We start from the raw sequence: 25,523 nt of genomic DNA, 5'->3' as shown, positions 1-25,523 counted from the left end.
CGCTCTGCGTCCGCATTTGAGAGGTGACGCGGAGCGTCACGGGATGCATTCCCACGCGGAGCGTGGGAACGATCAGGCGGGAGGGAAAATCAGCGCCCCTTCTTCCAGAGCCACGCCCCCACCAGCATCCCCATCGCGCACAGCACCGCCACATAGTAGGCAGGCCCCATCGCGCTTTCCTTCAGCAGCAAACTCACCACCATCGGCGTCAAACCGCCAAAGATCGCGTAAGCCACGTTGTACGAGAACGACAACCCGCTGAAGCGCACCACCGGCGGAAACGCTTTCACCATCACATACGGCACCGCACCAATGGTGCCGACCAGGAAACCAGTCAGCGCATACAGCGGGAACAGCCAGTTCGGGTGATCGGCGAGGCTGTGATAGAACGTCCACGAGCTGATCAGCAGGCCCAGGCAACCGAACACAAACACGCGGCCGGCACCAAAGCGATCCGCCAGCGCGCCGGAAATGATGCAGCCGACGCTCAGGAACACGATCGCCAGGCTGTTCGACTGCAGCGACTCGGTCGGGGTGAAGTGATAAACGGTTTGCAGCACGGTCGGGGTCATCAGAATGACCACGACGATGCCGGCGGAGAGCAACCAGGTCAGCAGCATCGAGATTGCAATCGCGCCGCGATGGTCGCGCAGCACCGCACGCAGCGGCACTTCTTCAGCCAAGGCTTTACGTTGTTGCAGTTCGGCGAACACCGGGGTTTCGTGCAGCCAGCGGCGCAGGTAAACCGAGAACAGGCCGAACACACCGCCGAGCAGGAACGGGATCCGCCAGGCGTAATCGGACACTTCGGCAGGCGTATAAATGCTGTTGATCGCGGTGGCGACCAGCGAGCCGAGCAGGATGCCGGCGGTCAGGCCGCTGGTGAGGGTGCCGCAGGCGTAACCCATGTGCTTTTGCGGGACGTGTTCGGAAACGAAGACCCACGCGCCCGGCACTTCCCCACCGATGGCCGCGCCCTGAATCACGCGCATCACCAGCAGCAGAATCGGCGCCCACATGCCGATCTGTGCGTATGTAGGCAGCAGACCCATGATCAGGGTCGGCACGGCCATCATGAAAATGCTCAGGGTGAACATCTTCTTGCGCCCCAGCAGATCGCCGAAGTGCGCCATGACGATGCCGCCCAACGGCCGCGCGAGGTAGCCGGCGGCGAAGATGCCGAAGGTCTGCATCAGACGCAGCCACTCGGGCATGTCGGCCGGAAAGAACAGCTTGCCAACCACGGTGGCGAAGAAGACGAAGATGATGAAATCGTAGAACTCCAGCGCGCCACCGAGGGCGGACAGCGACAAAGTCTTGTAGTCATTGCGGGTCAACGGTCGTGCGGGTTGCTCGGGCTGCGCGAGGCTCGAAGGCGCTGTGGTCATGGCAAGGGCTTCTCTTATAGTCGGATCTGCCGCCACAACAACGCTGGCGGTGGCTTGGGCAGGTTCGGCACCATAGCAAATTGTTCGAAAAAGCACATAGAGGCGCGTATTTGACGGTCAAAATCAGAACCCGATGGTCGTCGTGGAGTCTACCGACCGATATACTCGCAACCTGCTCCGGTTTGTAGGGGGTTGCTGTGCGAAAACGTCGTTGGCCCGGCCTTTGCTCGGGATTAGCCGGTTTCGCAGAGTTTCTCCTTAGGCGCCTGATGGAAAACGTGACGAACGTAGTATGTTCGGTGCTGAATCGTTTTTCCCGAAGACGGCTACCACCAGCAATACCAACGATGAGTCACGGGTCAGAGGCACCCTCGGCATGATAGAGCTCGAACAAGAAGATCCGATCCCGCAAGGCGACCTGGCCTTGCAAATCACCGCACTTCCGCGCGAAACCAACGGCTTTGGCGATATTTTCGGCGGCTGGCTGGTGGCGCAGATGGATTTGGCCGGCACCGCGATGGCCAGCCGTGTTGCCGGTGGCCGCGTCGCTACCGTTGCCATCGACCGCATGGCGTTCCTCGTCCCGGTCGCTGTCGGCGCACAATTGTCCTTCTATACGCAGACCCTGGAAATCGGCCGCAGCTCGATCCAGATGATGGTCGAAGTGTGGAGCGATGACCCGCTGTCCAGCGAGTGGCGTAAAGTGACCGAAGCGGTTTTCGTCTTCGTCGCCATCGACGGCAGCGGTCGCACCCGCTCGGTGCCGCCACGCGCGCGCTAAACCTCGCGGCCGTTTTACGGTCGATAGTTGTCCTTGTTACTGATTGAGAGCTGTCCGATGAACACGCCCAACGTTGAAGCCGTGAAACTGGATGAACTGAACTGCTGGCGGATCCGCCACGGTCAGGCCGAAGTGCTGGTGGCCCAGCAAGGCGCGCACATCCTCAGTTATCAGATCGATGGCCAGCCGCCGATCATCTGGCTCAACGATAAGGCGGTGTTCAAGACTGGCAAGAGCATCCGCGCCGGCGTGCCGGTGTGCTGGCCGTGGTTCGGCAAGTTCGAACGCAACCCGCAGAGCGTGCAGGCCATGTACACCGGTGAGCAACCGGCACCCGCGCACGGTCTGGTGCGGGCGATGGATTGGGAGTTGGGTGGCATCGAATCAGAGGCTGACGGCGTCAAGGTCGAGTTCAAACTGCCCTATCCCGAAGGCGGCCTGCCGGACTGGCCGCATCAGGTCGATTTGACCCTGACCCTGCATTTGTCCGAACAGCTGAGTTTCAGCCTGACCAGCCACAACCGTGGCAGTGACACCGTCAGCCTGAGCCAGGCGCTGCACACCTATTTCGCGGTCAGCGATGTGCGCAACGTGCACGTCGATGGCGTCGATGGCTTGAATTACATCGAGACGCTGGATGACTGGAAAACCAACCGTCAGCAAGGTGACCTGCAGTTTGCCGGTGAGACCGACCGCATCTACCTCGACGCTCCACCACAACTGAGCATCGTCGACCCGACCTGGAAGCGGCACATTGTGCTGACCGCCACCGGCTCGCGCACGGCAGTGATCTGGAACCCGTGGATCGATCGCGCGGCGGCGCTTGCTGACATGGATAACGATGGCTGGCAGCGCATGCTGTGCATCGAGACGGCGAACGTGATGGATGACATCGTCACGCTCGCGCCGGGTGCGAGCCATACCATGGGCGTCAGTGTCGCCAGCAAACCGCTTTAAGATCAAAAGATCGCAGCCTTCGGCAGCTCCTGCATTGGAATGCATATCCCTGTAGGAGCTGCCGAAGGCTGCGATCTTTTGCTTTAGAGATCAGATTCCTGCACCACCCGCACCTTATCGGCTTCCAGCGCATACGCTGCGTCAGCCAGGTCATTGCTGACCTTCTCGACTTTCAGCGTGCCGGTCACCCACAGCGGCGTGTAGATATCGTCCAGCTTCAAGCCCTTCGGATAACGCACCAGCACCAGTTGATTCGGTGGCGGTGGCGGCACGTGGATGCACGCGCCCGGATACGGCACGAGGAAGAACAACGTGCTGCGGCCCTTGGCGTCAGACTCCAGCGGCACCGGGTAACCACCGATGCGGATGTGTTTGTCGTTCATCGACGCCACGGTTTTGGTCGAATACATCACCGCCGGCAGACCTTTGGCCTGCTTCATCCCGCCCTTCTCGGTGAAGGTGCCGGTGGCTTCCGGGGAGTTGTGGTCGATTTCAGGCATGGCCTCGAGGGCCTTTTGATCCGACTTGGGCATCAGTTCGAGCCAGTCGGTTTCCGGCAGTTCGCCGGCGTGGGCCAAACCGCTGCCCAGGAAAAGGAGAGTCAACAGAAGACGGCGCATGAAGGTGCTCGGTATAGAAGGGAATGAACGTTGAATCGCCGAGCATTCTAGCCCTCCCTGCCGCGTTGGCAGAGAGGACTTTGTCGCTTTGGATCAGTTCTTTTTGATCAGGCCGTAGATCACCAGCAACACGACTGCACCGACCAGTGCGCCGAGGAAGCCTGCGCCCTCGCCCGCCTGATAAATGCCCAGAGCCTGGCCGCCATAAGTGGCCGCCAACGAACCGCCGATACCGAGCAGGATGGTCATGATCCAGCCCATGCTGTCATCGCCCGGTTTCAGGAACCGAGCCAGCAGGCCGACGATCAAGCCGATAAAGATGGTTCCGATAATTCCCATGGCAATTCCCTCTCAGTAGTAGATATGCGAAGCCTAGTCAGACTTTGGCATCCTGCCATGAGAGAACGGCGGCCCCTGAATGGTTCCGCCGCAGACACATGAAACTGAATTACTCGGCGATCAGCGCTTCGACCTTGACGATCTGCGCCTGCAGCGTGGCCATGTCGGCGCAGCGCAGGTTGGCGTGACCGACCTTGCGCCCGGCCTTGAAGGCTTTGCCGTAGTGATGCAGATGACAATCTTCGATGGCGATGACCTTCTCAACCGGCGGCACAACGCCGATGAAGTTGAGCATTGCGCTCTCGCCGACCTTGGCCGTCGAACCCAACGGCAGGCCGGCAACGGCGCGCAGATGGTTTTCGAACTGGCTGCACTCGGCGCCTTCGGTGGTCCAGTGCCCGGAGTTGTGCACGCGCGGGGCGATTTCGTTGGCTTTCAAGCCACCGTCGACTTCAAAGAACTCGAACGCCATCACGCCGACGTAGTCGAGCTGCTTGAGCACACGGCTCGAGTAGTCTTCGGCCAACGCCTGCAACGGGTGATCGGTGCTGGCAACGGACAGCTTGAGGATGCCGCTGTCGTGGGTATTGTGTACCAGCGGATAGAACTTGGTTTCGCCATCACGAGCGCGCACGGCGATCAACGAGACTTCACCGGTGAACGGCACAAAGCCTTCCAGCAGGCAGGAGACGCTGCCCAGTTCGGCGAAGGTGTCGACCACGTCTTCCGGCTTGCGCAGGACTTTCTGGCCCTTACCGTCATAACCCAGAGTGCGGGTTTTCAGCACGGCCGGCAGACCGATCGAAGCCACGGCAGCATCCAGATCGGCTTGCGATTGAATGTCGGCGAAGGCCGGGGTCGGGATGCCCAGATCCTTGAACATGCTCTTTTCGAACCAGCGATCGCGAGCGATGCGCAGGGCGTCGGCGCTCGGATAAACCGGAACGAATTGCGACAGGAATGCCACGGTTTCCGCTGGAACACTTTCGAACTCGAAGGTCACCAGATCGACTTCATCGGCCAGTTGGCGCAGATGATCCTGATCGCCGTAATCGGCCCGCAGGTGTTCGCCCAGCGCCGCGGCGCAAGCGTCCGGCGCAGGGTCGAGGAAAGCGAAGTTCATGCCCAGCGGAGTGCCCGCCAGGGCCAACATGCGACCCAACTGGCCGCCACCGATTACACCGATCTTCATCTCAACAACCTCAGGCAATACGTGGGTCTGGATTGTCCAGGACGCTGTCTGTCTGCTCGGCACGGAAGGTTTTCAGTACCGCGTGGAACTGCGGATGCTTGGCGCCAAGGATGCTCGCCGAGAGCAGCGCGGCGTTGATCGCGCCGGCCTTGCCGATAGCCAGAGTGGCGACCGGAATGCCCGCTGGCATCTGCACGATGGACAGCAGCGAGTCGACGCCCGAGAGCATGGCCGACTGCACCGGCACACCGAGCACCGGCAGGTGGGTCTTGGCCGCACACATGCCTGGCAAGTGGGCTGCGCCACCGGCACCGGCGATAATCACCTCGATGCCGCGGCTTTCAGCCTCTTCGGCGTACTGGAACAGCAGATCCGGGGTACGGTGGGCAGAGACCACTTTGACCTCGTACGGGATGCCGAGCTTTTCCAGCATATCGGCGGTGTGGCTAAGGGTGGACCAATCGGACTTGGAGCCCATGATCACGCCAACCAGTGCACTCATCGTCGCGCCTCTTCTCTCTGGAGCGCCCGCAGGCGCGTCATAAAACAACAAGCCACGCAGGTTGCGTGGCTTGATTGTACGAAAAATGGCCGGACGTGCCGGCCGAAGGCCGCGCAGTATACCGCAAAGAAAGCAATAAACAGCCCCTTCGACGACCATCTGTCTTAGCGGCTCTTTTTCTGTTTTTGCTGACTTTCAAGTCAGCGCGCCAGCCTCTGCAAACCGTTTCAGCTCGGCATTAACGGCGCAAGGCCGCCTGCAAATATTAAGCATTACAAACATCAAATAACGCCCAACATAAAAACAACTATCCATACTGCAATACTTGATAACAGAACATTCACTGACACATATAAAGACTGCACAAACAAACACTAACACGCTAATAATCTGACCCTGCCTTACAACGAGGCACACATCTAATTCATCCAAACATTTCCACTTCGAAAACAACTAAAATGCCAAATATATTAACAATCACATGTGCGCTGCTTGGCAGCCTGTTCATGACTACGATGACTCAAGCCACGGTCGCTATCGATGACACTCCATGGCCAGCTGAACAACACAAGACGCTAGCCAGGTCGCTTGCTGCGCCGCTTGGGGGGAAAATACCGATATTCATCCACGCCTTCATCCACGACGATGTAACCCAGCCACAGTCGGAGATATTTACCGAACATTTCCTGCCTATGGTCAAGGAACTGGAGGGCGTTACGGGACGCCGCGTATCAGTTCAATTTATACGCAATCAGCCGACTTATACTGACTTTGCGTATATGAATGAAGACGAGCTAGTCACTATGAAAAAGTGGAGGGATCGCACGCACGACTATAAAGTCGAAAAAAATCTTCCGTCCACACGAACTACAAAATTCATTCTACTGACCAAAAGCGCTCTAAATGATCGTGTCGCTGGCCTTGCCGGAACTGGGCAACAAGCGGCCATTGCATCTCTCAAGTCAGCAGCCAATGTCGGACATGAAATTGGCCACACGCTAGACGCCCTGCATGAAAATTCTGAAGTGTTCTACCGAGGCGGTTGGTGGTGTGAAAGTTACATGATCCCGAACCCGAAATTGTTGGTCGGCAACTGCCACACCTTCACCGAAGCGAATCGGGCAAGGATCAGTAACTTTTTGAGCAATGTTCCCTGAACGCATTTTTCCGCGACACGGCGGCTGCACGGACATCACGCACCGCCAGCCGCACCGCCTTCAAGCTTGCGCCACAGCAGGCGGACGTTGGCTTTGCGCACCAAGGCGCAGCGGTAAAGGCGAATCTCCAGCGGCACATGCCATTGCGGGCCGCCGCAGACCACCAGTTCGCCACGCGCCAATTCCGCACGCACGCTGAGTTGCGGCACCCAGGCAATGCCCAACCCTTCCAGCGCCATGCTCTTCAAACTGTCCGCCATCGCGGTTTCATAAATAGTGGTAAAGCGCACCTGCCGCTGACGCAGCAAGCCGTTCACCGAGCGCCCGAGAAAAGCACCGGCGCTGTAAGCAAGCAACGGCACACTCGCTTCCCCTTCCAGATCGAACAGCGGCTTGCCCTCGGCATCCGCCGCGCACACCGGCAGCATCTCGGTCTGGCCCAAATGCAGCGAGGGGAAAATTTCCGGGTCCATCTGCATCGCCGCGTCCGGGTCGTAGAACGCCAGCATCAGATCGCAGCCACCCTCACGCAGCGCATGCACCGCATCGCCGACGTTGGTCGCGACCAGTCGCGTGGCAATGTTCAAACCTTCATTGCGCAGTTGCGCGATCCAGCGCGGAAAGAAACCCAGTGCCAGCGAGTGAGCGGCAGCGACTTGCATCACTTCGCCCTGCCCGCCCTCCAGATGATGCAGATGGCGCAGCACTTCACCGAGCTGTTCAACCACCGTGCGTGCGGTCACCAGAAACAACTGCCCCGCCGCCGTCAGTTCGATCGGCGTGCGCGAGCGATTGACCAATGTCAGCCCCAATGCGGCTTCCAGACTGCGGATGCGCCGACTGAATGCCGGCTGCGTCACGAAGCGTCGTTCGGCCGCTTGCGAGAAGCTGCGGGTGGCGGCCAGAGCACTGAAGTCCTCGAGCCATTTGCTTTCCAGATTCATCACGTCCTCCCGGACACGCACCAAAACAGGTCACACGTCTGCCGCGCACGCGGCGTCACACGGGCATTATGCCGAATGTGCATAGGGCAGTGCTTAACAGCATTGGCCCAAAATTCCCCACAAGCCTAGCATTCGCAGCGTTCCGGCACAGACCGGGTCCATATCGAGATGATTTCTATCATGTCCTCCGCTGCATCTTTCCGCACAGAAAACGACCTGCTTGGCGCCCTCGAAGTACCGGCTCAAGCGTATTACGGCATCCAGACCCTGCGAGCGGTGAATAACTTCCGTCTCTCCGGCGTTCCGATTTCGCATTACCCAAAACTCGTTGTCGGTCTGGCAATGGTCAAACAGGCCGCTGCTGACGCCAACCGCGAGTTGGGTCATCTGAGCGAAGCCAAGCACGCTGCCATCAGCGAAGCCTGTGCGCGATTGATCCGCGGTGATTTCCACGAAGAGTTCGTGGTCGACATGATTCAAGGTGGTGCCGGTACTTCCACCAACATGAACGCCAACGAAGTGATCGCCAACATTGCCCTCGAAGCAATGGGTCACCAGAAAGGCGAGTACCAGTTCCTGCACCCGAACGACGACGTCAACATGGCGCAGTCGACCAACGACGCTTACCCAACGGCAATCCGCCTGGGCCTGTTGCTCGGTCACGACACCCTGCTGGCCAGCCTCGACAGCCTGATTCAGGCGTTCGCGGCCAAGGGCAAAGAATTCGATCACGTCCTGAAAATGGGCCGTACCCAGCTGCAAGATGCTGTGCCGATGACCCTCGGCCAGGAATTCCGTGCTTTCGCCACCACCATGGGCGAAGACCTGGCCCGTCTGAAGACGCTGGCCCCGGAACTGCTGACTGAAGTGAACCTGGGCGGCACCGCGATCGGTACCGGCATCAACGCCGACCCGCGTTACCAAGCGCTGGCGGTTCAGCGTCTGGCCCTGATCAGCGGTCAACCGCTGGTTCCGGCGGCCGACCTGATCGAAGCGACTTCCGACATGGGCGCTTTCGTACTGTTCTCCGGCATGCTCAAGCGCACCGCGGTCAAGCTGTCGAAGATCTGCAACGACCTGCGCCTGCTGTCCAGCGGCCCACGCACCGGCATCAACGAAATCAACCTGCCAGCGCGTCAGCCAGGCAGCTCGATCATGCCCGGCAAGGTCAACCCGGTAATCCCGGAAGCCGTTAACCAAGTCGCGTTCCAAGTGATCGGTAACGACCTGGCGCTGACCATGGCAGCCGAAGGCGGCCAACTGCAGCTGAACGTGATGGAGCCGCTGATCGCGTTCAAGATCTTCGACTCGATCCGCCTGCTGCAACGCGCCATGGACATGCTGCGCGAGCACTGCATCGTCGGCATCACCGCCAACGAAGCGCGCTGCCGTGAACTGGTCGAGCACTCGATCGGTCTGGTTACCGCACTGAACCCGTACATCGGCTACAAAAACGCCACCCGCATCGCCGGTCTCGCCCTTGAAAGCGGCCGCGGCGTGCTGGAACTGGTGCGCGAAGAAGGTCTGCTCGACGAAGCCATGCTCGCCGACATCCTGCGCCCGGAAAACATGATTGCTCCGCGTCTGGTTCCGCTCAAAGGCTGAATCGACGCGTTACTTGTAGCACCGCTCACCAGGTCGAGGGACTAGACACCTCTCACCTTTTGAGGGCTTGGGGATTTAGTCCCCAGGCCCTTTTTTTTAACTTCTTTGCGGGCAGGACGTTAAATGTTTTGTGTATTTGATACCGCCAAGATCGCAGCCTTAGGCAGCTCCTACATGATAGATGTACTCCTGTAGGAGCTGCCGAAGGCTGCGATCTTTTGATCTTGCAGCATCCTCGTTTCGTCGCTTGCACCACGACTGTGCAGACGGGCGCCGCACTGATCGGTATAGTGCCGCCCCTCTTCGCATGAGCGGTCGTCGGTAACGAGGCCATCACCCATGTGAAACCCGAACTAATAACAAACCCGCGATTTGGAACCGGGACGAAACCTTCGCCTCACCTGTTGTGCCGCGCGCAAACCGGTGTAACACGATGTTTCTCCCATCCAGCATTTGCTTACACAAAAAACAGCGAGGAAAAATCCATGCTCGAAGTCATCAACGACTTCCTCTCAGGCAAAGTACTGATCGTGCTCATTGTCGGGCTCGGTAGCTACTTCACGATTCGCTCGCGTTTCGTTCAACTGCGGCACTTCTTCCACATGTTCGCGGTGTTCCGCGACAGCCTCAAAGGCAGCGCCGGCCAACTCAGCTCGTTCCAGGCCCTGATGCTCAGCCTCGCCGGCCGCGTCGGTGCAGGCAACATCGCCGGTGTCGGCATTGCCGTGACCCTCGGCGGTCCGGGTGCGGTGTTCTGGATGTGGGTGACCGCACTGGTCGGCATGTCCAGCAGCTTCTTCGAATGTACTCTGGCCCAAGTCTACAAACGCGCCGATGGCGACGGTCTGTACCGTGGTGGCCCGGCCTACTACATTCAGCACGGCCTGAAGCTCAAAGGCATGGCCGTGGTGTTCTCCGTTCTGCTGCTGGTCACCTACGGCTTTGCCTTCATTGGCCTGCAGTCCTACACCGTGACCCACTCGCTGCAGAACGCCTTTGAATTCGACCCGCGCCACACCGGTATCGTCCTGGCGGTGCTGCTGGCCATCACCTTCCTCGGCGGCATCAAGCGCATCGCTTCGGTATCCGACCTGTTGGTACCGATCAAGACCCTGGCCTATATCGGCGTGACCCTGTACGTGATCGGCACCCAGATCGAACACGTGCCCGCCATGCTGGAAACCATCATCAAGAGCGCCTTCGGTCTCGACCCGGCCTTTGGTGGTCTGCTCGGCAGCGCCATCGTCATGGGCGTGAAGCGTGGCGTGTTCGCCAACGAAGCGGGCCTGGGCAGTGCGCCGAACGTCGCCGCCGTGGCTGCGGTGAAACACCCGGGCGCGCAGGGCGTGGTTCAGGCTTTCAGCGTGTTCCTCGACACCTTCGTGATCTGCACCTGCACCGCGCTGCTGATCCTGCTGTCGGGCTTCTACACGCCGGGCTTTGAAGGTGACGGCATCGTCCTGACCCAGAACTCGCTGGCCGCCGTGGTCGGTGACTGGGGCCGCATGTTCGTCAGCGTTGCGCTGTCGCTGTTCGTCTTCACCTGCATCCTCTACAACTACTACCTGGGCGAGAACAGCTTGCAGTTCCTCACCCGCAACCGCGCTGCGCTGATGATTTTCCGTGGCCTGGTGCTGGCGCTGGTGGTCTGGGGTTCGATGCAGGATCTGTCGACCGTGTTCGCCTTCGCCGACATCACCATGACCTGCCTGGCCTTCGTCAACCTGGTGGCTTTGGCCATGCTGTTCAAGGTCGGCATGCGCGTAATGCGCGACTACGACGAGCAGCGCCGCGCCGGCGTCAAACAGCCTGTGTTCGACTCCAGCAAATTTGCTGATCTGGATCTGGACCTGAAAGCCTGGCCAACCAACCCGCCGGCAACAGCGGGCAAGACCGAAGCCGAGCCGCAAGGCGTGCCTGCAGCGCAACGCTGACAGGTGAATGACGGGCGCATCCCCTGCGCCCGTCAGTTATTGTGATGCAATAACTTGTAGGAGTGAGCCTGCTCGCGATAGCGGTTCATCATTCAACCTTTATGTTGGCTGAAAGACCGCTATCGCGAGCAGGCTCACTCCTACAGGAACTCATCGTTTCGGAGAATCCTATGAACCCTTCGACTTATCCCGCCGCCCAACACGTCATGGTGCTCTACACCGGTGGCACCATCGGCATGCAGGCCAGCGCCAATGGCCTGGCCCCGGCGTCCGGTTTTGAAGCGCGGATGCGCGATTACCTGCACAGCCAGCCTGAACTCGTCGTGCCGCAGTGGCGCTTTCGCGAGATGTCGCCGCTGATCGACAGCGCCAACATGACCCCGACCTATTGGCAGCAACTGCGTGAAGCGGTGGTCGATGCCGTGGACGTGCAAGGCTGCGACAGCGTGCTGATCCTGCACGGCACCGACACGCTGGCGTACAGCGCGGCGGCGATGAGCTTCCAGTTGCTCGGCCTGCATGCGCGCGTGTGCTTCACCGGTTCGATGCTGCCGGAGGGCGTGACCGACAGCGATGCCTGGGAAAACCTCGGTGGCGCACTGGTTGCCCTCGGCCAAGGCCTGGCGCCGGGCGTGCATTTGTACTTCCACGGCGAACTGCTGGCGCCGACCCGTTGCGCAAAAGTGCGCAGCTTTGGCCGTCATCCGTTCAAGCGTCTGGAGCGTCAGGGCGGCGGTGTGAAAGCGCCTTCGATTCCGGCGTCGTTGAGCTATAACCATCCGAAGCAACTGGCCAAAGTTGCCGTGCTGCCATTGTTCCCCGGCATTAGCGCTGGAGTTCTTGATGGCCTGCTCGACAGCGGCATTCAGGGTCTGGTGCTGGAATGCTACGGCAGCGGCACCGGGCCGAGCGACAACCCGGAGTTTCTGGCGAGCCTCGGCCGCGCGCGGGATAACGGCGTGGTAGTCGTTGCCGTGACGCAATGCCATGAAGGTGGGGTTGAGCTGGATGTGTATGAAGCGGGCAGCCGCTTGCGCGGGGTTGGCGTGTTGTCCGGTGGCGGCATGACCCGTGAGGCGGCGTTTGGCAAGTTGCACGGGTTGCTCGGTGCTGGGCTTGAAACTGAAGAAGTGCGCCGCCTGATTGAACTCGACCTCTGCGGCGAACTCCTCTGACACCACCCCGCCCTTGTAGGAGCAAGGCTTGCCCGCGAATGGCCCACCTCGATGACACAGATACACCGTGTCATCGTTCTTCGCGGGCAAGCCTTGCTCCTACAAGGATCGCGTACGGCATGCAACTTGCTGCATTCCAGCTATCTCAAGGCTGGAAGATCACATGCTGCACTCCCACCTCACTACCCTCAACGCGGTCTCGCTGATCCTCAACACCTTCAAGGCAGAAGGCCTGTCGAGCGAGGCGCTGCTCAACGGCAGCGGCATCAGTGCGGCGGATTTAAACCGTGCCGACACACGCATCACCACCAACCAAGAGATGCAGGTCTGCGCCAACGCGGTCGCGCTCAAGCACGATATCGGCCTGGAACTGGGCCGGCGCATGCACGTTTCCTGCTACGGCATCCTCGGTTACGCGCTGCTGACCTGTGCCACCTTCGGTGACGCTTTGCGTTTGGCGATCCGTTATCCGGCGCTGTTGGGAACACTTTTCGAACTGAGCCTGGAAGACGATGGTGAGCGCGTCTGGTTCGTTGCGGCGGACTATCGCGAGAGTCCGGCGATGGCGGTGTTCAATGCCGAGTTCTGCCTGGTCTCGCTGAAGGTGATTTGCGATGACTTGCTCGGGCATCCGCTGCCGCTGCTCGCCACGCGGTTCGAACACGCCGCGCCGGATTACCGCGACAGCTATGCCGAACACTTCAACTCGCCGCTGCACTTCGCCGCCAAGGACAACGCCTTCGCCTTCGACCGACACTGGCTCGATCAACCGCTGCCGTTGGCGGATGCCATTACCCACCAAGCCATGGCCGAACGTTGCCGCAAGCAGAACCTCGAATTCACCGGGCGTCAGGCGTGGCTGGGGCGGATCCGGCAGTTGCTCAGTGCGCAGTTGAATGCCGCGCCGGGGCTGGAGGGATTGGCGCAGCAGATGAAGTGTTCACCACGCACCTTGCGCCGCCATCTGAAGGACATGGGCAGCAGCTATCAGGAACTGCTCGATGAACTGCGTTTCGAGCGGGCCAAGCAGATGTTGTGTGAGGATCAGTTGCCGATCTATCGCATTGCCGAAACGCTGGGCTTCAGCGAGACCGCGAGTTTCCGCCATGCCTTTGTACGCTGGAGCGGCGTTGCCCCCAGCCAATTCAGGGCTTGAAAATCTAAAGATCGCAGCCTTCGGCAGCTCCTACAGGGATCGGTGTAGGAGCTGCCGCAGGCTGCGATCTTTTGATCCTCAAGGGGCGAATTGCGGTCAGAGGTTTTGGCCAGATCAATCCCCTTTTGGCCTTTCCTGCCGTTCTCCGATTCGTCTCGCGCCGCAACACTGGACGCAACCGAACCAGCCTTGCGGAGAACAACAAATGCTGACGATCTACTCAGACGATCACCACCTGCACCATGGCCGCTGCGAACTCATCGATGGCCAGCTCAAACCATGCTTCGAGATGCCCTCGCGCGCCGACCATGTGTTGCAACGCGTACAAAACCAGAACCTCGGCCCGGTCGAAGCACCGAAGGATTTCGGCCTCGAACCGATCGCCCGCATCCACAGCCGCGACTACCTCGATTTCTTCAAAGGCGCCTGGGATCGCTGGACTGAATTCAACACCGACGGCGACTTGCTGCCCTACACCTGGCCGGCGCGCACCTTGCGCGCGATCAAACCGACCAGCCTGCACGGCCAACTCGGTTATTACAGCTTCGACGGCGGCGCGCCGATCACCGCCGGCACCTGGCAAGCAGCCTACAGCGCAGCGCAAGTCGCCCTGACCGCTCAAGCAGAAATCCAGAATGGCGCACGCGCAGCCTTCGCCCTGTGCCGCCCACCGGGACACCACGCTGCCAGCGATTTGATGGGCGGTTATTGCTACCTCAACAACGCCGCCATCGCCGCGCAAGCCTTCCTCGATGCAGGCCACAAGAAAGTCGCGATCCTCGACGTCGACTACCACCACGGCAACGGCACGCAGTCGATTTTCTACGAGCGCAGCGACGTGCTGTTCACTTCGATCCACGGCCACCCGGAAGCGGAATTTCCGTTCTTCCTTGGCTATGACGACGAGCGCGGTGAAGGCGCCGGTGAAGGCTTCAACTTCAACTATCCATTGCCGGCCGGTTCCGGCTACGACGTCTGGAGCGCAGCGCTGGAGCAGTGCTGCGGCGAAATCGACCGCTACGGCGCCGACGTGATTGTCGTGTCGCTCGGCGTCGACACGTTCAAGGACGATCCGATCTCGCAGTTCAAACTCGACAGCCCGGATTACCTGGCGATGGGCAAACGCATTGCCGCTCTCGGCAAGCCAACGCTGTTCGTCATGGAGGGCGGTTACGCGGTAGAAGAAATCGGCATCAACGCGGTGAACGTGCTCGAAGGCTTTGAACAATGAAAACGCTCAAGCAGGTGATCGCCCCAGCAATGTGCGCGGCGCTGCTGAGCGGTGTCGTCCACGCCGAAGAACGCACGTTGCGCGTCTACAACTGGTTCGACTACATCACGCCCAAGGCGCTGGAAGACTTCAAGGCGCAGAACACCCAGACCAGATTGATCTACGACATCTTCGACACCAACGAAGCGCTGGAGGCAAAGCTGCTCACCGGTAATTCCGGCTACGACGTGGTGGTGCCGTCCAACGTGTTCCTCGCCAAGCAGATCGAGGCCGGGGTGTTCCAGCCGCTGGATCGCAGCAAGCTGCCGAACTGGAATCACCTCGATCCGAAACTGATGAAGCTGATCGAAGCCAACGACCCGGGTAACAAGTTTGCCGTGCCGTACATGTACGGCACGATCCTGATCGGCTTCAACCCGGCCAAGGTCAAAGCCGCACTGGGTGACAACGCGCCGGTGGACAGTTGGGATCTGATTTTCAAGGAAGAAAACATCAGCAAACTCAAACAGTGCGGCGTCGCCCTGCTGGATTCGCCGTCAGAGATTCTGCCGCTGGCCTTGCAACATCTCGGCCTCGATCCGAACAGCAAAAACCCGGCCGACTATGCCAAAGCCGAAGCACTGCTGATGAAGATCCGTCCGTACGTGACCTACTTCCACTCGTCCAAATACATGGCCGATATCGCCAACGGTGACATCTGCGTGGCGGTCGGTTATTCCGGCAGTTTCTCGCAGGCCGCCAATCGGGCGAAGGAAGCCAAAAACGGCGTGGTGGTCGACATGCGCCTGCCCAAAGAAGGCGCACCGATCTGGTTCGACATGCTCGCCATTCCGAAAGGCGCGAAGAACACCGAGGACGCCTACACCTTTATCAACTACCTGCTGCAACCGGCAGTGATTGCCCCGGTCAGCGACTTTGTCGGCTATCCGAACCCAAACAAGGACGCCACCGAACGGGTCGATCCGACGATCCGCAACAACCCCAATCTGTACCCGACCGACGCGGCGATGAACACCCTTTACACCCTGCAACCGCTACCGCGTGATGCCGAACGCGCACGCACCCGGGCCTGGACGAAAATCAAATCCGGTACCTGATGATTTGCTTCTGAAACAATCCGACCCGCCATCGTGCGGGTCTTTTTTTGGCGTGCGATACATAGATACCACCACGCCCCACAAACGCCTCGCTACCGTCATGTGCTTTCCCGACCCAACCGTCAGAAGGATCTGCACATGCCCACCCTCGAGCCCAACGCGCCAAACCTATCCGTCCCCGCCACCGATTTGCTGACGCAACTGGTCACTGGCCCGTCTCTGCGAGAAGTCGCCACCACGGTGCTGCGCGCAGAACTGAACGTGCTGTATCCGACACTCGAACTCAACCCCGATCTGGTCATGGTCGGAACACCGTCCTGGATCAATCGGGATGGGCACATCGTTGCCGGCGCCACCCGATTCGAATCATTGACCGACGCACTGTTGCGTCACGCGATCGCGCGCCAACCAGTCATGTACATCGACGGCGAACACTTCCTGACCCGGCAACCGGGCGCCAGCCCTTCCATCCAGTTGCCGGTCAATATCGACGCGGTCGGACGTCAGCTCAACTTGCTCGTTTCGATCCTCTTCTCCGCCTACCAGGAACAGCAACTTGATTACTGGAATCAGCCGGTCACTCTTCGCTTGCCGCGATGGCAGGAGCTCTCGCTGGCCTTGCGCGTACGCTGGAACATCAAGCAGGCCAAACACTGGGATGCCGATCAACTCGCCCTCGCGCGCCTTGTGTTCAACTACCCCGATCGTGCCACGCGCAAGCCTCACGACCCCTATCAGACGCGCGTCTGCCTGATCGATCTGGACAGCGCCGGCGAAACGCCTACGCACCTGAACACTATGGACATTGCTGTGGTCATCGGCGAGCTCGGTGAGCGCACCCTGATTCTTACGCATTCAATCATCATGGGTTTTCGTACTCATTCGTCATTCGAAGCACTGGGCAACTATCTCAGAATGTTCACCGCTGGCTTGTCCGCTGATAGCCCGCTCGACTGGCGGCTGGTTGAGCCCGAGGGCGATTTTTTCGACACCCAGGCCTGCACGCTGATTGCTCTGCAAGCGCAGGCGCTGGGCGAGCTGGACTTCAGTAGTCCTGCGCCGACGACTGTCACCCAGGCCAACGCCCACCACGTCCACAAGACCGATGCGCGCTTTAATCGCATCGATCCGCTGTTGCCAGACTGGCTGACCCAAGCGCTTCCCAACGACCTCAGTGCCTTCAGCCGACATTTGATGGATCTGGCCGCCGTGCGGCAGAGCAGCACCACCTCTTTCGACGATGAAATTCCCCCCATCGAGCGCTTTGCCTTGAAAAGTCTCAGGCGGCAAATTGAAAAGACCCACCCGCAGGCCACTCAACTAAAACTCAAGAACCTGCGCATCAGCATTACCACCCCGGTGGTCTGGGGCACCCAGGCAACGGGCTCCAGCGAAACACTCACACTGAGCATTGCCGAGCTGGCTCTGGAAAACCTGATTGCCGTCCCGCTCGGCAATAAAGTGCTCTGGTTTACCACCGGTGAAGCGGTTCCGGACTGGCTGACCCCGACCTACGTCGAAGGGTTGGTGACCACGGTCAATATCGGCAAAACCTACCCGGCACTGATCAAGGAGCGACTGGTTGATGACCCGATCAAATCTTTAGAGTTGTCGAGGCTGTACCGCGCGCACTTGCAGGTGCAGCTGCCATTGCTGGCCCTGCAATGCAAGATCCGCAAAGAAGGCGCTATCGATGAGCAGGGTTACCGCTACATCGTGGCCGTGATGAGTGCGGCGGGTGAAGCGCGGCGGGTCGATGATCAGGAAATCGTCATCCGTCCGTTATCGTTTGTGCTCGATCAACAGACCGACGACAGCGCCGACATCGTCACCAACATGTTCGTGATCGGCCCGCGTGATCAAAGCAAAGGGCCGTGCTTGCTTTATCGTCCGCTGCTGGAAAACCCGCTGACTCAGTACCCGACGCCGTCGAGCCTGATCTACGCGATCAAACACTCGAAAAAGATCCGTGAATCAGTGCTCGCCTGGCTGCCGGACAGCGTTCGCGCCAACTATTCGAACTTCATTTACCACGGTGACGTGCCCGACCTCGCGGTATTCGCCGAGCTGCTGACCAATCCACTGCTGAACATCAACCTCAACACCCCGGTGCGGCTGGGTAGCAATGTGCTTGAGGGTGATTACCTGCGCAGCTTGTTCACCGCCAACGCCAATGCCCTGATCGAGCTCGCTGACCGGCAATCCTTATCGAACGCCGAAAGCCATTGGGCGACGCTCAAGCAAGGCGCGTGGAAACTGTTCAACGCCGTCCTGCCGTTTCTCGACCCGACCGTAGGCACGGCGGTGTGGATATGGCAGTTGTTCGATGATCTGCAACAGACCATCGATGCGACCCACAACGACGATCGTGAGCTGGCCGCCAGCGCGCTCACCGATTTGCTCCTGTCACTGGCCATGGTGCTGGCGCATCGCGCAGCGACTCGCGGCAAGCCGGCACGACGTGCAGATGAGTTACCCGCAAAGACCAAGACCCCACTCATCGAAACACTGTCGCGCCCCGGTAAGATCCAGTTGAAACAGCTGGCGGACATCGCGCCCGTTGACCTGCCAGGCAACCATGAGTCGGCCATCCACATTCTCGGCGCGCTCAATCGTGAAGCAACGAGCCTTGGCCAGACGCTTGAGCGATTCGCCATCGACCCACCGCCAGATCTCGGCCAGCCCATCAGCGAGGGTGCGCAACAACACCTCTACGCCCTGGGTGAAAAACGTTACGCCAAAGTGGGTACGCGCTGGTTCGAGGTGCACCTCAATGAACAGCAAGATGTGCAAATCATCGACGCCCGCAAACAGCCGCCACGCTCTGGGCCATTGCTGATTAACAATCGTCAGGGACGCTGGTTCATCGACACGCGCCTGCGTTTGCGCGGGGGCGGCCTCAAGAGCCGAAAGGCCGATCTGCTACGCAAGAATGCGCAACGGATCGATGAACTGCGCCAGAACCTAAAAACGTTCAACGATAATCTCAGCCCTGCCAAAGACGCATTGATCGCGGCGCGCAAAGCGCTGACGTCGGCAACCGATGAGACGTACAAGGCGCACGAAGCGGTGTTTCTGGAAAAGCTTGAAGCGCAGATCCGCACCTACGACAACACTATCGGCTACATCAAGGAGTTGAACCGCATTGATGCGGTGCCACGATACCGCGCTTCAATGGTTGAAATGCTCAGCTCCCAGCTGTTTTTCAACCAGTCGTGGATCGAGCAGATCGGACCCGCATTCAAATCGTCGCTGGATCTGACGTTGACCCTGCTGGCCGAAGAAGAGGCCGGCAACAGACCCACCGATAACGCGCCCTACCAGGAGATGCGCCGGCTGACCACGCTGATGATCGAGCGCATCGAAATGGCTCAGGCGAGTTTTAACGAACTGAGCGTGCTTGGCAAAGAAGCCGCGCAAGTCGTCAGCAAATTCAAACAGAAGTTGCCGGTCTTCGACGTGCAGGACATGAAAGCGTTAAGGATTACCCTGGCGCGCGAATTTTGCGTCAAAGAAGGCAGTGGCCGCGCACTCGAGGAGGCGCGCGAGCAGGTCGAGCGCCTGGTTGATGAGGCCGATCTGGCGATCCAGAACTCGCTCGATCTGCAACGCGAAGACCATCAGCTCAGCGACCCGCAACGTATTGAGGCGCTCAATACTTTGGTCGAACAATTCGTCAGTATCGATTCCCGGCTGCAGGATCTGCCCCAGCAGTTTGCCGAACAGATGCTGACTGATCAGCTTGCGCAACTGCAGCTCAATATCGATGAGTTCGGCCAGCAAAGTACCCGACAACTGTCGCAGCTGCTGCGTGATCGTGGCCCTCAACATCCGCAGCCCGGGCCGTCGCGGGCACCGGCAAAAAAAGTCATCAAGACCCGCTTCAAAGGCACGCAACTCGCGGTGCCGCGCAAAGAAGCACAAGGTCATGCGCAATTTGCAGACGTCAAAGCCAGCCTCACCGGCAAGGTGCTGGCAACCTTCCACGAGAAGGAACCCGGCGTGTGGGTGCAGCGCTTGCGCAGCAAACCGGCGAAAACCCTGCCCGCCAAAAGTTTGAGCAACGCCATGAGTTCAGGGCAGACGCTGCTGGATGCGGTGCAAGGCTTTATCGAACAGCAAAAGGCCCGCGCCCATGAGCCGAATCGCTTGCCGGTGGAAATCGAAGAAGCCCTCGCCCGTCACGCCACGCAACTGAGCGACACCGCCAAAGCCATCGACCAGTCGCTGGCGTCCGGCCCCTCCTCTCATGCGCAAGCCAGCACGGCGGCGCAGCTCAAACAGAAAATCGAAGTGGCAGTAAAACTACTGAAAAGCGAAGGTCATACGCTGCGGGTGAACATGACCAAACGCCAGTTGCCCACCGCGCCGCGTGTGGAGTGGTTGCTCGCTCAGCAAGAGGTGACGATCGAGATAATCCCTGGTCGCCGGCAGCTCAAAGGCTCGAAGAAAGACTTTCTGCAGGAATACGAAATTCGCGATCGCAAGAGCAAAGCGGTGCTGTGGTACGCGCATTTTCACTATGAACGAGCCAATACCGCCGATGAGTTTTTCAGCGCCGCGCACCTTAAAACCAAAGAGCAACGATTGCTCGGCAGCGGTTACTCCCTGGAAAACGCGTCGAGTACCCAGGAGGTGATCGCCATCTACCGCAGCGAAATCGGCGTGACACTGGCAAAAACCCTGTTTTTCCCGGTCAAGCCGCCCACCGCGCCCGTGGCCTGAATCTGCCGCTGTCACTGTGGAGAGGGACCTTGCGCCCTCACCACAGTTTTTTTACCGAACAATATCTATGTACCACCATCGTCCGGCGGCCATTCATTACTTTCGGGGTTTACGCAGGAGGCAATCCAGCTTCCTCGACCGCTTTGGAATTTTGAACATGAGCCCCCCGGTCACCCTGTCCTCCCACAGCTCCACACCCTTGCTCGACAAAAGCCGGCTGGTGAATCTGACCAGCCACGGCCCGACGCTGGGTGATGTCGCCGCACAAATGCTCAGTGAAGCCTTGCGTGCGCTGTATCCTGACCTGGCCCTTGACCCGAATGAATGCATGATCGGCACGCCGCAATGGCGTGAGGAAAACGGTCATGTAGTCGCCGGGATCACCCGTTTCGAATCACTGAGCCATGCACTGGTTCGTCTTAATCTGTACAGCGTCTCAGCCAATTTCATGGCTGCCGAACATTTCCTCACCCTGGAACCCGACATTGCAACACCGCGACATCTGGCGGTCGACATCGAAGAGATCGGCCGGCTACTCAATGACAACGCACCGTTGTTGTTCGTCGAGTATCAGGAACGCCAACTGGATTTTTGGAACAACGACGACCGCAGCCTGCCGCGCTGGCAAGAACTCGCCGACGCCTTGCGCAAAGCGCTGGATATCACGCAGGTACAGGGTTGGAGCGATGAAGAATGCGCATTGGCCCGAGTGATTTTCACCTCGCCGGACAAGCAAACCCGGCAAGCGGTGCACGGCGAATTCAGCGACATTCAGGCCGGTCTGGTCGATATCGATACCCTGGAAAGCACCAGCATCGCCCACCTGCTGCTCGGCGGCGCGCTGGTCATGCGCGCGCGACTTGAGCAGCGCGAGCTGGTGTTGATGTACACCATTGAAAGCGGCTACGAGTCTTTTGCCTCGATGGACGCCCTCGGCGCATCACTGCCTTCGCGTATCTCAGAGCAATTGAATGGACGTCCGATGCAGTGGCGCCTGTTCGAGCCCGAAGGAGATATTTTCGATCAAATGGCCTGGGCGTTGGTCGCCTCGCAACTCGACGCGATTGTCGCGATTGGCGACGGCTCGGCCTCATCCGCTCCGGCCACCTTGAGTGCGCCGGTGGTGCCTGCGGACGAGCAGGCCCGCCTCGACAAACTCGAATCAGCGATCCCCGCCTGGCTGCACAGCGCCTCGGCCAAGGATCTGACGGCTTACAGCAAGTACATCACCGGTCTGGGCAAGCTCTACCGCGATCCGCAGATGAAAGCCGGCAAAGATCTGATCGAACCCATCGACCGCTTTGCTCAACGCCTGATGCGCGAAGCCATTACTCGTGACAAACACGCCGAAGGCGCATCGACACTGCCGCTGGATGAACTGGAAATAACCATCACCAACAGCTTCACCGCCGGCGACCTGACCCTGCCCAACGCGCTCGACACCTACACGCGAACCCTCGGCCAATTTGCCCTGGAAAATACCGCGCCCTATCAGGCCACTTTGCGCTTCAAAACGGCTGAAACCGTTCCGGCCTGGCTGACGGTCGATCTGTTGGTGAATCTGTCCCGACAAATCGACATCGGCAGCGTTTATCCGCAGTTGATCAAACGCCAACTGATCGACGATCCACAGGAAAACAAACGTCAGGCCGGGCTGTATCAAAAACAACTGCGCTTGCTGCTGCCGCTGGCGGCGCTTGAAAGCAAAGTGCGTTCGCAGAGCGGTTTTGATGAAACCGGCTACGCCTATATCTGCCAGCTGGTCGGTGAGCGGGTGGTGTCCTCACAGAAAATATCGATCTGCCCGCTGACATTGATCCCACAGCATCGCTTGGTCAGCGCTGCGGACAACGTGACCAACATGTTCATCATTGGCCCGACTGATCCTGACAGTGGCCCCTGCATCCTCTATCGCCCGTTGTTCGAACCGGCCTTGCTGCAATTCCCGTCCCGACAGAATCTGTTGTACGCGCTGCATCAACCGGGCGAACTCAGGGACTCGGTACTGGCCTGGTTGCCTGACCGCCACTTGAGTTTCGAATACGCGCAATACGTGTTCCCTGTAGGTTTGCCGTCGCCCTGGCTGATCACCCAGCAACTGTCCGACCCCAACCTGCGCCTCGATGGACTCGGTCACGTGAGCTTCGGCAATGACGACATCACCGGCGATCGCTTTCAGGCGCTGTTTGAAAGAAATGCGAAAGCCCTGGTCGAACTGGCGGATCGTCAATCGATGTCCAACGCCGACCAACGCTGGCTACTGCTGCAGGAAAGCAGCTGGAGTCTGTTCAATGTCGCCTCCAACTGCCTCAGTGGCGCGCTCGGAACTGCCGTATGGGTGTGGCAAAGCATTGAAGAAATCCAGCAGGCACTCGACGCCCATACGCGCGGTGATCGTCTCGGCGAATGGAGCTCGCTGGCCAATGTATTGCTGACTCTGGGAATTATTCTGACCCATCACGCCGTACGGCATCGCCGACGCGTGGCGGGTGAGCTGAAGCCGGAGCCACACTTCGTCGACGACTTGCGTAAAACCGATAACGCACTGGTCATTTCACGTTTTGACGCCGAGCCGTTGCGGGGTGAACTGCCGAGCACGCATTGCACCTCCGTCGAGGTGGGCGGATCGGTTCCTCGACGCGATCCGACCGCGCTGGGACGTTACCTGGACACGCTCAAGGTCGAGGCGCCCGATCTGGCCCAAGACGACATGATCAGGCTCAACGACCAACCGCCCCACCTCTATCAACTCGAGGACAAGACCTACGCGCAAGTGCGCGAACGCTGGTTCGAAGTTCATCTGGATATCAACGAACAAGTCACGATCCTTGATCCACATGACGCCTCCCGCAGCGGACCGCTGCTGACCCACGGTCTGCAAGGTCTGTGGTACATCGACACACGCCTGCGTCTGCGGGGTGGCGGGCGCAAAAGCCGGATTCAGCAACTCAGGCATGTTAACGCTCATCGCAAACTGGAACTGGAAAGTACCCTGCAAGCGTTCAAAGATCGCGAAACAACCCTCAAGACCGAATTGCGCGCAGCCCTCGATGCGCGGCTCAAGGCCACCGAGCAAACGATGCAAACCGTCACGAACGCCTACGCGGCAAAACTCGAGGAAACCATTGGCGAATACCAGAAAGCCCTGGAACATCTTCGCGAATGGCGCACCAAGGGTGGCTCGGTCGGTTATCTCTACGACACGGTGCGCCTGACCATCGAGCTGCAAAAAAACATCGCTCAGTGGTACGTCATTAAAGTGCACGCCTACACCAAGACCACTGAACCGCTGTATCTCACCCGGCCCGATGATCCGCCGGCGCAACGCGCGAGCTACGCTGCGACCATTGCTCAGGCCATCGAGCTGGGCCAGCAACTGGAAGAAAAACTGAGTCTCGCTGATACCTCGCTGGAGCAGTTGAAACCTCTCGGCAAAACGGGCATTTCCAAAGCGGCGCAACTGCGCGCCATGTTGCCGTCTGCCACCGCCCTGGAGTTCAAAGCCAACGAAATTGGCATGTCGCATGAGCCCTGCATGGAGGAAACAACGGGGCCACTGATGGATCAGGCACGCGATCAAATGGGCAGCATTATTGTCAATGCGGCGAGCGCCGCACAGGATCTGGCGATGCTGATCAAAGAGCCTGCACCGATGGCCGAACCCTCAGCCACTCTGGAAAAAATGAGCCACTTCGTCGACACCTTCAACGATGCCGACCAGCGTCTGCAGGAGCTACTCGACAACTTCCCGCAACAGGTCAAGCGCCCGCGCGTGATGCATCTGCGAACACTGATCGAAGAGTTTCGCCAACTGGCTCAGGCCCGGCTCGATTCCTTGTTGCTGAATGATCCGACGCTGCAGCAACGGAAGGCCACCACCACCGAGCAACCCGGTCCGTCGCGCGCGATGATCAAGGTTTACAAGACCCGACCACGCGAACCCGCACCTGCCGTACCTGAGAAAAGCAGTGCCGATCCGATCAACAGAATCCTTCCCGACACACGCCCCGCGCTAAGCCCGGTTCGCGATGATCTCGATACCATCGACAATGCCCTTCTACTGAATCTCGATTGCCCGAATTTTCTCAAACGCACCCGAAAAGACGCACTGCGCCCTTCACGGATCCCTGCCGATATGCAAGATATCCACGAACAGTACGCGCGGAAACTGGAGCAAAGCGCAACAGACGTCGAACAAGCCTTGAGCAACTTGCGTGCGGCAAAAAAAAGCGTTCCCCCTATTGCCAGTCTGAGTACAGAAATGCGTGAATCGGCCACACGGGTCAGGCGCGAAGGCGTGGACATCCGCGCGAGCATGTACAAACTGCGCAAACCGACTCAAACCAACTTCAAATGGATGCACGAGAATGCTCAACTCAGCCTCGCTCGCGACGAGCGTGGACGTATCCCGACGAAACAGTTCGGCGATTATTTTCAGGAGTTCCGGATTCTCGACAAGGCAAACAACGACCAACCCCTGTGGGTCGCGCACTTTCACTACAAAACCCTGAAAACCCCGGCGGATCAACCGACCACCGCCCACCTGAAAGTCGCCGACAGTTACCTTGCGACCCTTACACCGGATCAGCAAAAAACCTTGAACGCTTTCGAGCCGATCAATGGCGTGTTGCGCAAGTTGAGCGATCCAGACCTGCGCAAATTGTTTCTTGATCTGCCCATACCGGAGAAACCAGTGGCCGGTGCTTCCGGGAAAAACTGA

The 25,523-nt window shown here is 59.2% G+C and carries 17 protein-coding genes; 11 read left to right on the top strand and 6 right to left on the bottom strand.

Going from position 1 to position 25,523, the window contains the following annotated elements:
* Positions 1-89: 89 nt before the first annotated feature.
* The gene (locus ACP3TY_RS26095) at positions 90-1,388 is read right to left on the bottom strand and encodes an MFS transporter (protein ID WP_426618808.1); all 1,299 of its coding nucleotides are present in this window, start codon (positions 1,386-1,388) and stop codon (positions 90-92) included.
* Positions 1,389-1,764: 376 nt separating this feature from the next.
* Between ACP3TY_RS26095 and ACP3TY_RS26090 the strand changes: the two genes are divergently transcribed.
* The gene (locus ACP3TY_RS26090; protein WP_003229628.1) at positions 1,765-2,169 is read left to right on the top strand and encodes an acyl-CoA thioesterase; all 405 of its coding nucleotides are present in this window, start codon (positions 1,765-1,767) and stop codon (positions 2,167-2,169) included.
* A gap of 57 nt (positions 2,170-2,226) precedes the next feature.
* Positions 2,227-3,126 carry a D-hexose-6-phosphate mutarotase gene (locus tag ACP3TY_RS26085; protein WP_426618807.1) on the top strand — a complete coding sequence of 300 codons (900 nt, stop codon included), beginning with the start codon at positions 2,227-2,229 and terminating at the stop codon, positions 3,124-3,126.
* An 83-nt stretch (positions 3,127-3,209) separates the two neighbouring features.
* Here ACP3TY_RS26085 and ACP3TY_RS26080 read toward each other — a convergent pair whose 3' ends face one another.
* From ACP3TY_RS26080 to purE, 4 genes are all read right to left on the bottom strand, one after another.
* Positions 3,210-3,746, bottom strand: coding sequence for a DUF3299 domain-containing protein (locus ACP3TY_RS26080; RefSeq protein ID WP_007920225.1), 537 nt, complete (start codon positions 3,744-3,746; stop codon positions 3,210-3,212).
* 93 nt (positions 3,747-3,839) lie between these two features.
* Complete coding sequence (locus ACP3TY_RS26075) at positions 3,840-4,085, bottom strand: GlsB/YeaQ/YmgE family stress response membrane protein (protein ID WP_016772475.1); 246 nt, start codon at positions 4,083-4,085, stop codon at positions 3,840-3,842.
* A 109-nt stretch (positions 4,086-4,194) separates the two neighbouring features.
* The gene (locus ACP3TY_RS26070; RefSeq protein ID WP_212545377.1) at positions 4,195-5,277 is read right to left on the bottom strand and encodes a 5-(carboxyamino)imidazole ribonucleotide synthase; all 1,083 of its coding nucleotides are present in this window, start codon (positions 5,275-5,277) and stop codon (positions 4,195-4,197) included.
* A gap of 10 nt (positions 5,278-5,287) precedes the next feature.
* On the bottom strand, positions 5,288-5,779 hold the full coding sequence (gene purE, locus ACP3TY_RS26065; RefSeq protein WP_007920220.1) for a 5-(carboxyamino)imidazole ribonucleotide mutase: 492 nt from the start codon (positions 5,777-5,779) through the stop codon (positions 5,288-5,290).
* Between the two features lie 506 nt (positions 5,780-6,285).
* On the opposite strand from purE, the gene ACP3TY_RS26060 reads away from it, so the two are divergent.
* A complete protein-coding gene (locus ACP3TY_RS26060) occupies positions 6,286-6,936 on the top strand; it encodes a hypothetical protein (protein WP_426618806.1) in 651 nt (216 codons plus the stop codon).
* A 35-nt stretch (positions 6,937-6,971) separates the two neighbouring features.
* On the opposite strand, the gene ACP3TY_RS26055 is transcribed toward ACP3TY_RS26060, so the two are convergent.
* Positions 6,972-7,880 carry a LysR substrate-binding domain-containing protein gene (locus tag ACP3TY_RS26055; RefSeq protein WP_159814478.1) on the bottom strand — a complete coding sequence of 303 codons (909 nt, stop codon included), beginning with the start codon at positions 7,878-7,880 and terminating at the stop codon, positions 6,972-6,974.
* Between the two features lie 180 nt (positions 7,881-8,060).
* On the opposite strand from ACP3TY_RS26055, the gene ACP3TY_RS26050 reads away from it, so the two are divergent.
* From ACP3TY_RS26050 to ACP3TY_RS26015, 8 genes are all read left to right on the top strand, one after another.
* Complete coding sequence (locus ACP3TY_RS26050) at positions 8,061-9,485, top strand: aspartate ammonia-lyase (protein ID WP_159814480.1); 1,425 nt, start codon at positions 8,061-8,063, stop codon at positions 9,483-9,485.
* Positions 9,486-9,970: 485 nt separating this feature from the next.
* Positions 9,971-11,419, top strand: a complete 1,449-nt coding sequence (locus ACP3TY_RS26045; protein ID WP_282358220.1) for an alanine/glycine:cation symporter family protein — start codon at positions 9,971-9,973, stop codon at positions 11,417-11,419.
* 170 nt (positions 11,420-11,589) lie between these two features.
* Positions 11,590-12,594 carry an asparaginase gene (locus tag ACP3TY_RS26040; RefSeq protein WP_426618805.1) on the top strand — a complete coding sequence of 335 codons (1,005 nt, stop codon included), beginning with the start codon at positions 11,590-11,592 and terminating at the stop codon, positions 12,592-12,594.
* A gap of 163 nt (positions 12,595-12,757) precedes the next feature.
* Positions 12,758-13,750 carry an AraC family transcriptional regulator gene (locus ACP3TY_RS26035; RefSeq protein ID WP_401241846.1) on the top strand — a complete coding sequence of 331 codons (993 nt, stop codon included), beginning with the start codon at positions 12,758-12,760 and terminating at the stop codon, positions 13,748-13,750.
* A 205-nt stretch (positions 13,751-13,955) separates the two neighbouring features.
* Positions 13,956-14,981, top strand: coding sequence for a histone deacetylase family protein (locus ACP3TY_RS26030; protein WP_426618804.1), 1,026 nt, complete (start codon positions 13,956-13,958; stop codon positions 14,979-14,981).
* Positions 14,978-16,078 carry a polyamine ABC transporter substrate-binding protein gene (locus tag ACP3TY_RS26025; RefSeq protein ID WP_400648141.1) on the top strand — a complete coding sequence of 367 codons (1,101 nt, stop codon included), beginning with the start codon at positions 14,978-14,980 and terminating at the stop codon, positions 16,076-16,078. Before ACP3TY_RS26030 ends, ACP3TY_RS26025 begins: the two co-directional genes overlap by 4 nt.
* Positions 16,079-16,216: 138 nt before the next feature.
* A complete protein-coding gene (locus tag ACP3TY_RS26020; protein WP_426618803.1) occupies positions 16,217-20,803 on the top strand; it encodes a hypothetical protein in 4,587 nt (1,528 codons plus the stop codon).
* Between the two features lie 157 nt (positions 20,804-20,960).
* Positions 20,961-25,523, top strand: a complete 4,563-nt coding sequence (locus tag ACP3TY_RS26015; RefSeq protein ID WP_426618802.1) for a dermonecrotic toxin domain-containing protein — start codon at positions 20,961-20,963, stop codon at positions 25,521-25,523.

This window comes from Pseudomonas rustica (genome assembly GCF_049959085.1).
In the GTDB taxonomy this organism is placed as follows: Bacteria; Pseudomonadota; Gammaproteobacteria; order Pseudomonadales; family Pseudomonadaceae; genus Aquipseudomonas; species Aquipseudomonas rustica.
The sequence above is the reverse complement of the archived record's forward strand: the minus strand, read 5'-3'. Positions and strand labels throughout refer to the sequence as shown.